Origin of the sequence: Oribacterium sp. HCP3S3_B9, assembly GCF_052064255.1 — a bacterium.
Lineage (GTDB): Bacteria > Bacillota > Clostridia > Lachnospirales > Lachnospiraceae > Oribacterium.
This window is the reverse complement of record NZ_JBQHVY010000012.1, coordinates 65,346-77,128: the sequence shown is the minus strand read 5'-3', so window position 1 is coordinate 77,128 and position 11,783 is coordinate 65,346. Positions and strand designations below refer to the sequence as shown.

The 11,783-nt window shown below is 53.7% G+C and carries 11 protein-coding genes and 1 tRNA gene; 1 reads left to right on the top strand and 11 read right to left on the bottom strand.

Annotated features, from left to right (window positions below; translation table 11 throughout):
• Positions 1 to 204: 204 nt before the first annotated feature.
• From ACTNC3_RS07495 to secA, 11 genes are all read right to left on the bottom strand, one after another.
• Positions 205 to 290 (bottom strand) — tRNA-Ser (locus ACTNC3_RS07495).
• A 57-nt stretch (positions 291 to 347) separates the two neighbouring features.
• Positions 348 to 1,139 carry a 2-C-methyl-D-erythritol 4-phosphate cytidylyltransferase gene (gene ispD / locus ACTNC3_RS07490; protein ID WP_441226993.1) on the bottom strand — a complete coding sequence of 264 codons (792 nt, stop codon included), beginning with the start codon at positions 1,137 to 1,139 and terminating at the stop codon, positions 348 to 350.
• A 148-nt stretch (positions 1,140 to 1,287) separates the two neighbouring features.
• Positions 1,288 to 2,307 (bottom strand): tRNA (adenosine(37)-N6)-threonylcarbamoyltransferase complex transferase subunit TsaD, encoded by a 1,020-nt coding sequence (gene tsaD / locus ACTNC3_RS07485; protein WP_410042335.1) that lies wholly within the window; start codon positions 2,305 to 2,307, stop codon positions 1,288 to 1,290.
• 2 nt (positions 2,308 to 2,309) lie between these two features.
• Positions 2,310 to 3,230 (bottom strand): ribonuclease Z, encoded by a 921-nt coding sequence (locus tag ACTNC3_RS07480; protein ID WP_410042334.1) that lies wholly within the window; start codon positions 3,228 to 3,230, stop codon positions 2,310 to 2,312.
• Positions 3,231 to 3,234: 4 nt separating this feature from the next.
• On the bottom strand, positions 3,235 to 3,681 hold the full coding sequence (gene rimI, locus ACTNC3_RS07475; protein WP_410042333.1) for a ribosomal protein S18-alanine N-acetyltransferase: 447 nt from the start codon (positions 3,679 to 3,681) through the stop codon (positions 3,235 to 3,237).
• 111 nt (positions 3,682 to 3,792) lie between these two features.
• Positions 3,793 to 4,617 (bottom strand): tRNA (adenosine(37)-N6)-threonylcarbamoyltransferase complex dimerization subunit type 1 TsaB, encoded by an 825-nt coding sequence (gene tsaB / locus ACTNC3_RS07470; protein WP_410042332.1) that lies wholly within the window; start codon positions 4,615 to 4,617, stop codon positions 3,793 to 3,795.
• 15 nt (positions 4,618 to 4,632) lie between these two features.
• Positions 4,633 to 5,049, bottom strand: coding sequence for a tRNA (adenosine(37)-N6)-threonylcarbamoyltransferase complex ATPase subunit type 1 TsaE (tsaE, locus tag ACTNC3_RS07465; protein WP_410042331.1), 417 nt, complete (start codon positions 5,047 to 5,049; stop codon positions 4,633 to 4,635).
• On the bottom strand, positions 5,049 to 6,296 hold the full coding sequence (locus ACTNC3_RS07460) for a homoserine dehydrogenase (RefSeq protein ID WP_441226992.1): 1,248 nt from the start codon (positions 6,294 to 6,296) through the stop codon (positions 5,049 to 5,051). Before ACTNC3_RS07460 ends, tsaE begins: the two co-directional genes overlap by 1 nt.
• Before the next feature lie 83 nt (positions 6,297 to 6,379).
• The gene (locus tag ACTNC3_RS07455) at positions 6,380 to 6,835 is read right to left on the bottom strand and encodes an ACT domain-containing protein (RefSeq protein ID WP_410042329.1); all 456 of its coding nucleotides are present in this window, start codon (positions 6,833 to 6,835) and stop codon (positions 6,380 to 6,382) included.
• 62 nt (positions 6,836 to 6,897) lie between these two features.
• Positions 6,898 to 8,034, bottom strand: coding sequence for a peptide chain release factor 2 (gene prfB, locus ACTNC3_RS07450; RefSeq protein WP_410042598.1), 1,137 nt, complete (start codon positions 8,032 to 8,034; stop codon positions 6,898 to 6,900).
• Positions 8,035 to 8,207: 173 nt separating this feature from the next.
• Positions 8,208 to 10,865 (bottom strand): preprotein translocase subunit SecA, encoded by a 2,658-nt coding sequence (gene secA, locus ACTNC3_RS07445; RefSeq protein WP_441226991.1) that lies wholly within the window; start codon positions 10,863 to 10,865, stop codon positions 8,208 to 8,210.
• Between the two features lie 338 nt (positions 10,866 to 11,203).
• Between secA and hpf the strand changes: the two genes are divergently transcribed.
• Positions 11,204 to 11,734 carry a ribosome hibernation-promoting factor, HPF/YfiA family gene (gene hpf / locus ACTNC3_RS07440; RefSeq protein ID WP_441226990.1) on the top strand — a complete coding sequence of 177 codons (531 nt, stop codon included), beginning with the start codon at positions 11,204 to 11,206 and terminating at the stop codon, positions 11,732 to 11,734.
• Positions 11,735 to 11,783 lie beyond the last annotated feature (49 nt).

Sequence of the window (11,783 nt, the reverse complement as noted above, 5' to 3'; positions counted from 1 at the left end):
CGAATAAATTCGCGCGATCTCTTGATCGCTTGACCATTGCTGGTCTCTGAAAATTCTTTAGAATCTTCAGGGTCTGTGTATTAATCGATCTTTGATTTTCAAGGTTCGTTGCGCTCTCGTTTTCTGCGACAGCTTGTTTATATTAGCAAACCGTCATTCGATTGTCAAGAGCTTTTTTGAAATCTTTTTGATAATAATTTCAAACGCAGAGGGTGGGGTTCGAACCCACGTGCCCTTGCGGACAAACGGTTTTCAAGACCGCCTCGTTATGACCACTTCGATACCTCTGCACTTTTGAGCGCTCTTTACGAGCGACTTAGATATAATATCGATAAGTGCTTCGATTGTCAACCGTTTTCTGAACTTTTTCTCAGGTACAGCTCTGCGATTTTTACATCTTCTGGTGTGGTCACCTTGATGTTTTCATAGCTGCCCGGTATGATCTTGACGCGCTGGCCCGCGAAGGACTCGACGACCATCGCGTCATCGGTGACCGGAATCATGAGACGTCCGCTTTCGTCCTGGCGGATCATCGCTGCATATGCTTTATAGATGAGCGAGAAATCGAAGCTCTGGGGTGTCTGCATGAGCCATAGTGAACTTCTTTCCGGCGTCTCCTTTACGAAGTGATCCGCATCGAGAACCTTGATGGTATCCTTCACCGGCATTCCGATCACCGCAGCATGGTACTTCTCTGCATAATGTAAGGCGTCGTCAATGATCGCGTCCGTCAGCAGCGGACGTGCACAGTCATGGATCATGATGAGCGGATCCTGTGTGCCGGAGGATGTCATCCCGGTATCAGGCGAAGCCGTATCCAGTTTCTCGAGCTCCGCAACTTTCTTCAGTCCTTCGAAGACGGAGTTGTAGCGCTCCTTTCCGCCCGCCACGATCGTAGCGAGCTTCTGAAGCGGACAGACACCGTCGGTACCGGTCAGCTCTTTCATATAGGGGATATCCTCTTCTCCAGTGGTCAGGATGATGCCATCCACCGCAGGATGATGATCGAATCGGGATGCGCTCCAGCTGAAGAGCGGCTTGCCGAGGATTTCCATAAACTGCTTTTTCGTTTTACTGTGCATACGACGCCCGCTGCCGGCAGCCAGAACGATCGCATAGACTTTTCTTCCGTTATACATAGATACCTCCAGATCACAAAATACGATTCACGAATTATGTATCCTTATCATATCAGATTTTCTGCATATAAAAAATGCCTGAGCTCAGCTGCATCAGGCATTTCTAAAATCATTCTTATTTACGACTGTTTACACTTGGTGCAATTTGTCACCGTTCGCCGAGCTTCAGGTTCGGGCAGGCATTGAGATCCAGTCCGTCTCGACATCCTTGCAGGTATTCGTAGTAACCCGCGCAGCCGATCATGGCAGCATTGTCCGTACAGAGCACCGGGCTCGGACGATAAAAGCGGATGCCGTTTTTCGCACACTCCTCTTCCATCCGCGCACGGATATGGCTGTTGGAGGCGACACCGCCCGCGATGGCGAGCTTCTGATAGCCGCGCTCCTTACAGAGCATGATGGCACGCGAAACGAGTGAATCCGTGACGGCTTCCTGAAAGGAGGCGCAGAGATCCGGTACGTTGATCGCTGTATTCATCATTTTCGCCTTGTTGATGTAGTTGAGGACGTTCGATTTGATGCCGGAGAAGGTGAAGTCGTACGGGTTGTCGGTCACCGTGCCGCGCGGGAATGCGATGGCCTGCGGGTTTCCGGTTTTCGATGCTGCATCGACCTTCGGGCCACCCGGATAGCCGAGTCCGACGGCGCGCGCCACCTTATCGAAGGCTTCACCGGCTGCGTCATCACGTGAGCGGCCGACGATCTCGAACTTTCCGTAATCCTGCACGACGACGAGGTGGGTATGACCACCCGATACGATCAGACAGGCAAACGGAGGCTCGAGCTCCTTGTTTTCGATATAGTTCGCACTGACATGGCCCTCGATATGGTGGACACCGATCAGCGGTTTTTTCAGCGCATAGGCGAGTGCCTTCGCTTCCGCTACACCGACGAGCAGGGCACCGACGAGGCCCGGACCATAGGTTACCGCGATGGCATCGATGTCGTCGAAGGTACAGTGTGCTTCCTTCAGCGCGAGCGCGATGACGTCGTCGATCTTTTCGAGATGCTTACGGGAAGCAATCTCCGGCACGACCCCGCCGTACTCGGTATGAATCGCGATCTGCGATGAAATGATGTTGGAAAGAACCTCGCGGCCGTTACGTACGACCGCTGCCGCGGTCTCATCACAGCTGGATTCGATTCCCAGGATTGTAATATCTGCCATAGTTACTTATCTTCTCCCTCTTCGTCGAACACGAGATCCTTGGTCCAGCCGTCCCGTGCGAACTTCACCGGCCAGATCTTCGAGATCTCGTCCCGATAGATATCCGGCTTCATCTCGCTCGGGGAATAATGTGTAAACCACATCTCCTTCGGCTTCGCTTCGGCACCGATACGGGCCGCCTCGACCATCATCATGTGCTTATACTTCTTCGCGTTGTCGAGCTTCTCGTACTCACCGTACATGCCCTCACAGATAAAAAGGTCGGCGTTGGTCGCCATCTCCGTGATCATCGGCGTCGGACGGGTATCCGTACAGTAGGTCACGCTCAGCCCGCGACGTGCGGCCCCCATCACCATGTCTGGTGTATAGATCTGCCCGTCTTCCTCGACCGTCTCCCCATGCTGCAGCCGGTTCCAGCAGCGGACCGGGATGTGACTCGCCTGTGCGCGTGCCGCGTCGAACTTTCCGAGCCGACGGATGCTGACGCGATACCCATAGCAGGTGATTTTATGGTTCACCTTGAAGGCATCCAGTACGAACGGCCCGAATTCGATCTGCTCGAGTGGCTCTGAAAGCTCATGATAGATGATCTCGAACGGCAGCTCCGGTGCCACCACGCGCAGTCCATCCACTACGCGTCGGAGACCCTTCGGTCCGACCATATGCAGCGGCTCGGTGCGCTCGGCGTTCCCCATCGAAAGCAGCATGCCCGGCAGACCGGAGATATGATCCGCATGGTAGTGTGTGAAGCAGATCACATCGATCGGCTTCGGCGACCATGACTTTTCCTTCATAGCGATCTGCGTGCCCTCGCCGCAGTCGATCAGCATACTGCTGCCGTTACACCGAAGCATGAGGCTCGTGAGCCATCGGTTCGGAAGCGGCATCATCCCGCCGGTTCCCAGTAAACAAATATCCAGCATATTTTTATTCCTTCATCATGATGATGGCATCCTCAGTCGGACCCTGATAGTAGTTCCTTCGTCGATAGGATTCTACGAATCCCCTCTTACGATACAGCGCTTTTGCAGGCTCATTGTGTGCCCGGACCTCCAGAAAGATGCGTTTTGCATCCCGTTCTGCAGCGAGACGCAGCATCTCCTCCATCAGCGCTTCGCCGACACCACTCCGTCGGCAGGCGGGCGCCACACATATATTTTCGATCTCGGCTTCCGGCGCGATGATCCGAAGCACCGCATATCCTGCGAGGCCTGTGGTACGAATCACCAGCGGGAAATCGCATTTTGAGGCGATGGCCGCTTCGAAATCAACCGCATGCCAGGCCATCTGCCCGAAGGCTTCCCGCTCGAGGGGAAGCACCTCCGGGATATCCTCCAGCCGCATGGCTTCGATGGTATAAGCAGTTTCCCTCATCGAGCTTTCCTCCTGTCCTTCATAAACGGTTATACCCGGCGTCCGGCAGTACGCTGACGGCGCAGAGCTGCGGGGCCAGGATGTCCATGTGCCAAGTCCGGGGCTGTCCGCTTATAAATTCTCTGGCACCGTGTCGTCCTCGTAGCCTGGACCGGCGTCGATCTTATAGTTCCGTGCGGTGAGACGATCCTCTGCTGCCGTCTTTTTCAGGAGATTCGGATCCTCGTGGGTGATGTCATACTCCCGGAGTCCGGCGGCCTCACGCTCGCGCTCCGCCTGCGGCTTCCGGATATAGCTGAGGTGAAAATCCTTTCCGGATACGGCCTTTCCCTGTGCGAGCTGCTCTGCGCCGAGCATGGCGACAGAGGACGCACGCTGCAGAAGATTTCCCGGACCGGCGAAGCGATACGGTACAGAGAGCTGTGTCTCGAGGCAGCTGCGGTATACCGGAACCGCATCTCCCAGGAAGAAGTGCTTTCCCGGCATCTGATTGATTTTCGTGACGAGATCCTCGATGCCGATCGCCTCTTCCTCTCCGATCAGCTGGCCGTCGAGAAATGTCGCAGTATAAACCTGACTGCGGCGTGCATCCATGATCGGATGCACATAAACCTCATCCATATCCCGAAGATTCATCGCGAGTCCCTCGAGGGTGCTCACCTCGAGGAGCGGGATACCATAGCCGAGCGCGAGTCCCTTTGCGGTCGCGGCGCCGATGCGGAGACCGGTGAAAGAGCCTGGGCCGGCACTGACCGCGATGGCATCCAGCTCCTCGACCGTGTGTCCGGTACGTGAAAAAATCTCAGCCACCATAGGTAAAAGTGTCTGAGAGTGGGTGAGTCCGATATTGCATGCATACTCCGAAAGGACGACACCGTCCGCGTATAAGGCGACGCTCGCGGTGTGTCCGGATGAATCAATTCCTAAAATCAACATAGTGTTATCCCATATTTAATACTCGATGCGTCGATAGTCGAAGCCCTTCGTGAGATCCTTCCGGATCCGCACCCAGCGGGCCTCCTTCGGAAGTAGCTCCTCGATCTGTCCCGGCCACTCGATGATGCTGACGCCCTGACCATAGAAATAGTCTTCGTAGCCGATCTCCTCCATCTCGGACGGATCCCCGATACGATAGACATCGAAGTGATAGAGCGGGAGACGCCCGCCTTCGTACTCCTTCACGATGTTAAAGGTCGGGGAATTCACATAATCATCGATCCCGAGTCCCGCGGCGAAGCCCTGCGTGAAGACGGTCTTGCCTACACCCAGGTCACCATCGAGACAGATGATCTCGCCCGGGACCGCCTCGCGGCCCAGCTTCTGTCCGAATGCGAAGGTATCCTTCGCTGAATTACTCTCAAAAATCATCAGTCCTCTTCCTTCTCGGTACGGATGAAATGGAAGATCCGGCGTCCGGTCTTCTCCTCAAACTCAGCGACATTCTGCAGGAAGTCGCCCTCAAACATCACATCGGTGATAAAAGCGAACTCATCGGTACGACCGCCCAGTGTGATCGGAACCAGCTTCGAGCTGTCCTCCAGGAAGAGCTCACGGAGCTCCTTCTTCACCGCATCCGGTGTGCCCTCGACACGAACGAAATATGCGAACGCGTTCGAGCTCATCGGCTCGATCTGAATCATCTTCTCGGTCCAGCCGATGCCCTGGAAATCATGCTGGTGGCGTACGGCCGCGATGATATCAGACACGACGGCACTTGCGGTCGGCATCTTGCCGGCACCCATACCATAGAGCATGGTCGTACCGAGACAGTTTCCGACGATACGGATACCGTTATAAACGCCATCGACGCTGAAAAGCGGGTCGGACTTCGGAATCATCATCGGAACGACATAGGCGAAGTACTTATCCTCGACCTGCTGTACGGAGCCGAGCAGCTTGATGGTCATACCCAGTTCACGCGCATAGAGGAAGTCCAGCTTCGAAACTGCACGGATACCCTCGGTATAGATGTCCTCATGACGGCAGCGATTGCCGGAGGCCATACTGAGAAGGATCGCCGTTTTACGGGAGGTGTCGAAGCCGTCGATATCGGAGGACGGGTCACGCTCCGCATAGCCGAGATGCTGTGCCTCGACGAGGGTTTCCTCGAAGTCGGCACCCTTTTCACGCATCTTCGTAAGGATGAAGTTCGTGGTTCCGTTCATGATACCGGTGATCTCGGTCAGATTCTCGCCGGCATAGTTATGGTAGATCGTGCGGATGACCGGGATACCACCACCGACGGAAGCCTCGAAATAGAAATTACAGTGATGTTCGCGGGCGATGCTGATGAGCTTCGAGCCGACCGCATCGACGAGTGCCTTGTTGGAGGTGACACAGTGCTTCCCCTTCTCGAGGCAGGCCTTCACAAACTCATAGGCCGGGTGAATGCCGCCCATGGTCTCGACGACGAGCTTGATCTCCGGATCGTTCTCGATGACGGAGAAGTCGGAAATCAGCTTATCATTATCGACACCGATGTCGGTACGAAGATCCAATACATACTTGAGCTCGACCGGCTCGCCGACCTTCTTTTCGATCTGCGCCTGATTGATGCGCAGCACCTCTGCTACGCCGGAGCCGATGGTGCCATAGCCTAAAATCGCAATTTTCATAATTTTCCCCTTCATGCTGGTAACGTTCCGAAGCGTTCGGCTACGTTTTAAATGATGGATGCCTGTGGTTTTACAGGGACTGCCTAGCCAGGCATGCTCTCCTGCGCAAGAATCTTGACATATTGTATATTGGGCAATGCTTCGATCTCATGGATCATCGCATTGATGTCCGACGTATCCTCCCGGACCTCGATGGAGAGTGTCAGGGTGGCGATTCCGTTGATGGGAATCGATTGATGGATGGTCAGGATGTTCGCATTATACGAAGATACCGTCGAGCAGATCTTCGCCAGATTTCCGAGTACATCCCGCATCTCGACGATGATCGTGACGGTCTTCCCCTTCGAACTATCGTAAAACGGGAAGATGTCTTCTTTATACTTATAGAAAGAACTGCGGGAAATATTCACGCGTTCGGTTGCTTCTGCCACCGATAAGCCCTTTTCTGTCTCGAGGAGACGCTTTACCTCGACCACCTTTTTCAGGACCTCGGGCAGTGCCCCGGTCCGGACAACGAAATAATCGGATTGACTGCTCATCGTGTCTACCTGTCCTTCTCTCTCGCTCGTGGTGCTGTTTCGTCGCTTACCCGCTGCTGAAATCAGTCTTCTCCTTGAACGCGGCGATCAGGGCAGCCGAGCTGCATCCACTTAAGGTAGGCGGTGATGAAGCGATCGATATCACCATCGAGCACCGCATCGGTATTGGAGGTCTGCTCACCGGAACGAAGATCCTTCACCATACGATATGGCTGCAGAACATAGGAGCGGATCTGGGAGCCCCAGCCGTTGTCCTTGACCTCGCCACGGATACCGGCCAGCATCGCCTCCTGCTCCTCCTTCTCCTTCAGGTACAGTCTCGCCTTCAGCATCTGCATCGCCTTGTTACGGTTCTGAAGCTGTGAACGCTCCTCCTGACAGGCCACGACGATACCGGTCGGGATATGAATCAGTCGAACGGCCGAGGAGGTCTTATTGATGTGCTGTCCACCGGCACCGGATGCACGGTATACCTCCATCTTGATGTCCTCCGGACGCACCTCGATGTCGATCTCGGTCTCGATGTCTGGCATGATGTCACAGGACACGAAGGAGGTCTGACGCTTCGCCTGTGCATTGAATGGAGAGATACGTACCAGACGGTGAACACCCGCCTCGGAGCGCAGGTAGCCGTAGGCATACTCGCCATCGATCTCGATGGTGACGGACTTGATACCGGCTTCATCACCCTCCAGATAATCCAGCACCTTCAGGGTGAAACCATGACGCTCCGCCCAACGTGTATACATACGATACAGCATACCGGCCCAGTCGTTGGACTCGGTACCACCGGCACCGGCGTTGAGACGCAGGATGGCATTCATACTGTCATATTCTCCGGAAAGGAGAAGCTTCGTCGACATCTGATCGAGGCGCTCGATGAAATCATCCAGCATTTCCTTGACCTCTGCCACGGAATCCTGATCCTCCTCCTCTTCCGCCATCTCGATCAGTGCGCCGATATCATCATAGGACTGCGCGAGCTCTTCGTAGCTTTTGACCTCATCCTTCAGACGACGGTCCTCGGTAGAGTACTGGTTGGCCTTTTCCGGATCTGTCCAGAAATCCGGCTCTTCCATCATACGGTCGAGCTCGGCGATGCGCTTCTTTTTATTATCAAGGTCCAGGGAAGCGCCGAGATCCCGGAGGGCCTGTTCCTTCTGTCCAAGCTCATACTTGTACTGGTCTAACTCAATGATCATTTGTTTTCCTTTACATGCTATGTGTTACATCGTCACTGCTGCACTGCTTCCGAAACGCACGGACACCCGTTCGGTGCTGTCCGCTTCGAAAGAGAAGCGAAGTATATAAAAGGCCGCGAAGCATTCGATGATGATCCGCGGCCTTTCCCTGCGGGAGCAGGAAAGCTTACTTAGTTTTTGCCGGCGTTATCAAGCATTTCGTCCTGTGCCTTCTCTGCCTGTGCTTCGGATACCTTCTGATTCATCATCTTCTGGTACTCGTCACGGCCGTGGCACTGCTTATACTTCTTGCCGGATCCACACGGACACGGATCGTTCGGATAGATCTTGCGGATGGAACGCTTTTTCGGTGCCTGCGGAAGGGTGTCGTCACGGTTGGTACCGGTAACCTGTGCCTGCTGCTCACGCTCCACCTTCTGCTCTACCTGGATATGATACAGGATGCGTACGGTATCTTCCTTGATGGCACGTGTCATATCGCCAAACATCTGATAGCCCTGGATCTTATACTCTACGAGCGGATCCTTCTGGCCGTATGCCTGAAGACCGATACCATCACGGATGATATCCATATCATCGATGTGGTTCATCCACTTCTGGTCGATCACACGAAGAAGGATGACACGCTCTACCTCACGGAGCTGCTCCGGATTCGGGAAGGAGGCTTCCTTCTGCTCATAGAGCTTGATGGCCTCTTCCTTCAGGAGCTGCTTGAACTCGTTCTTCGTCATCGAGTTGAACTGCTCCTCGGTAAGCTGCAGCTTCGGAAGCGGGATGATGCTCATCAGTGTATCATTCAGACCACTGAGATCCCAGTCCTTCGCGGTGGCGTCCTCTGGAACGTTCGCATCGACATAATTCTCGATGATGTCCTGAATGAAGTTGATGATGGTCGGACGGAGATCGTCACCGTTCAGCACCTTCTCACGCTCTGCATAGATGACATCACGCTGCTCGTTGTTGACCTCGTCGTACTTCAGGAGGTTTTCACGGATGCCGTAGTTGTTCAGCTCGATCTTCTCCTGTGCCTTTTCGATGGCGTTGGAAAGCATCTTGTGGTGGATTTGCTCACCCTCCGGTACACCCAGTGCCTCGAACATATTCATGAGACGCTCGGAACCGAAGAGACGCATCAGGTCATCCTCGAGGGAGATGAAGAACTGAGACTGTCCCGGGTCACCCTGACGTCCGGCACGTCCACGGAGCTGGTTATCGATACGTCTCGACTCGTGGCGCTCGGTACCGATGATATGAAGACCACCGGCAGCCAGTGCCTCCGGATCCAGCTTGATATCTGTACCACGGCCGGCCATGTTGGTCGCGATGGTGACGGCACCGTGCTGACCGGCGTCTGCAACGATGGCAGCCTCGAGCTCATGGAACTTCGCATTCAGGACGTTGTGCTTGATACCACGGCGCTTCAGCATGCCGCTGATGAGCTCGGAGGTATCGATGTTGATGGTACCGATCAGAACCGGGGCGCCGGTCTCGTGGATACGAACCGCTTCATCCACGACGGCCTGGAACTTTTCCTTCTTCGACTTATAAACCGCATCATCGAGGTCGATACGCAGTACCGGCTTGTTGGTCGGGATACAGATGACATCCATATAATAGATGTTACGGAACTCCTTCTCCTCGGTCTGTGCGGTACCGGTCATACCGGCCTTCTTATCAAACTTGTTAAAGAAGTTCTGGAAGGTGATCGTCGCGAGGGTCTTCGACTCACGCTTGACGTTCACATGCTCCTTCGCCTCGATCGCCTGATGGAGACCATCGCTGTAACGACGGCCCGGCATGATACGTCCGGTGAACTCGTCGACGATAAGTACCTCGTCATCCTTGACCACGTAGTCCTTATCACGGTGCATGAGGTTGTTTGCACGAAGCGCCAGGATCACGCAGTGCTGGATCTCCAGATTCTGCGGATCTGCGAGGTTCTGGATATGGAAGAACTGCTCAACCTTATGGACACCCTGCTGGGTGAGGTTGACGGTCTTCTCCTTCTCGTTGACGATGAAGTCACCGGTTTCCTCGATCTCCTCACCGAGGATCGCGTCGAGCTTACTGAACTCTGCGGACTCCTCACCACGCTGAAGCTGACGGGCCAGCACATCACAGACCTCATAGAGCTTCGTGGACTTTCCGGACTGACCAGAGATGATCAGCGGTGTACGTGCTTCATCGATCAGGACGGAGTCGACCTCATCGATGATACAGTAGTGAAGGCCACGAAGTACCTGCTGGTTCTTATACACTGCCATGTTATCACGGAGGTAGTCGAAACCGAGCTCGTTATTCGTGACATAGGTGATATCACAGTTATAGGCTGCCTGACGCTCCTCGGTGGTCATGGAGTTCAGAACCACACCTACGCTTAATCCGAGGAACTCGTGGATACGTCCCATCCACTCCGCATCTCGCTTCGCGAGGTAGTCGTTGACGGTGACGATATGAACACCCTTTCCCTCAAGCGCATTCAGATAGGCCGGACAGGTGGATACGAGGGTCTTACCTTCACCGGTTCTCATCTCGGCGATACGGCCCTGGTGAAGAACGACACCACCGATCAGCTGTACCGGGAAGTGCTTCATCTTATTGACACGCCATGCGGCCTCACGTACTGTCGCATAGGCCTCCGGAAGAATCTGATCCAGACTCTCTCCCTGCGCCAGACGCTCCTTAAACTTCGGGGTCTGCGCCTTTAACTCTTCATCTGACATGGCAGACATGGTCTCATCATAAGAAAGGATCTTCTTAATGATCGGATCGATCCGCTTCAGTTCATGATCGGAATGGGTACCGAAAACCTTCTCAAAAAAACTCATTTGCTCTAGTACTCCTTATCGCAAGTGCACACAGCGATACGATACATCTGCCTACACTTTTCGTTCTACTTATGGCTATAACTCTGAAATCTTATCACTAAACACTTTTTTATTCAAGAAAGCTTTTGATTGTTAACATTTAATTCATATATTTCATTACTGTTCACTCGTGGCTCGGCGGACGGCAGCCGGGCCACGCCTTGACTTAACGACGTTTGAACAGCGACGGATTATATTTTACATATCCATTACGTTGTAGAAATTTCCTCTATATATGATATAATATATATATCCTGAATGACCCACATCAGGAAATCTTTTTAAGGGAGCGTGATTTTATGAAGTTTAACATCACAGGAAGAAATGTTACTGTATCTGACGGCATGAAGGACCAGATCGATCGGAAGCTGGGCAAGTTATCGAAGTTCTTCAAGGAAGACACCATCTGCAACGTCACTCTCTCCACTGAGAAAAACAAGTATAGGGTCGAGGTGACCATCCCGGTAAAGGACGGTGTCATCCGTGCTGAGGAGATCACACCGGATAAGTTCCAGTCCCTCGATATGGTTGTAGACGTCATCGAACGTCAGATCCGTAAGTACCGCACGAAGCTGATCAATCGTCAGCAGGCTGCTGATTTCTCCGACGCCTTCGCAGAGGAGCTGGAGGATGAGCTCGGTGAGGATGAAATCCAGATCGAGCGTACAAAGCACTTCAACCTGAAGCCGATGACCCCGGAAGAGGCTTGCCTCCAGATGGAGCTGGTCGGCCATACCTTCTTCGTATTCCAGAACGGCGATACCGGAAACGTTGCCGTCGTTTATAAGAGAAAGAGCGGCAACTATGGCCTGATCGAGCCGGAGTACTGATCCCCGGAGAGGCCGGCAGGCCTCCATATAAAATAGTAAATTCCATCGA

What these genes read in the sequence shown, in the direction of transcription:
- ispD (WP_441226993.1), bottom strand. Translation starts at nt 1,139, where the DNA reads ATGTATAACGGAAGAAAAGTCTATGCGATCGTTCTGGCTGCCGGCAGC.
- tsaD (WP_410042335.1), bottom strand. Translation starts at nt 2,307, where the DNA reads ATGGCAGATATTACAATCCTGGGAATCGAATCCAGCTGTGATGAGACC.
- ACTNC3_RS07480 (WP_410042334.1), bottom strand. Translation starts at nt 3,230, where the DNA reads ATGCTGGATATTTGTTTACTGGGAACCGGCGGGATGATGCCGCTTCCG.
- rimI (WP_410042333.1), bottom strand. Translation starts at nt 3,681, where the DNA reads ATGAGGGAAACTGCTTATACCATCGAAGCCATGCGGCTGGAGGATATC.
- tsaB (WP_410042332.1), bottom strand. Translation starts at nt 4,617, where the DNA reads ATGTTGATTTTAGGAATTGATTCATCCGGACACACCGCGAGCGTCGCC.
- tsaE (WP_410042331.1), bottom strand. Translation starts at nt 5,049, where the DNA reads ATGATTTTTGAGAGTAATTCAGCGAAGGATACCTTCGCATTCGGACAG.
- ACTNC3_RS07460 (WP_441226992.1), bottom strand. Translation starts at nt 6,296, where the DNA reads ATGAAAATTGCGATTTTAGGCTATGGCACCATCGGCTCCGGCGTAGCA.
- ACTNC3_RS07455 (WP_410042329.1), bottom strand. Translation starts at nt 6,835, where the DNA reads ATGAGCAGTCAATCCGATTATTTCGTTGTCCGGACCGGGGCACTGCCC.
- secA (WP_441226991.1), bottom strand. Translation starts at nt 10,865, where the DNA reads ATGAGTTTTTTTGAGAAGGTTTTCGGTACCCATTCCGATCATGAACTG.
- hpf (WP_441226990.1), top strand. Translation starts at nt 11,204, where the DNA reads ATGAAGTTTAACATCACAGGAAGAAATGTTACTGTATCTGACGGCATG.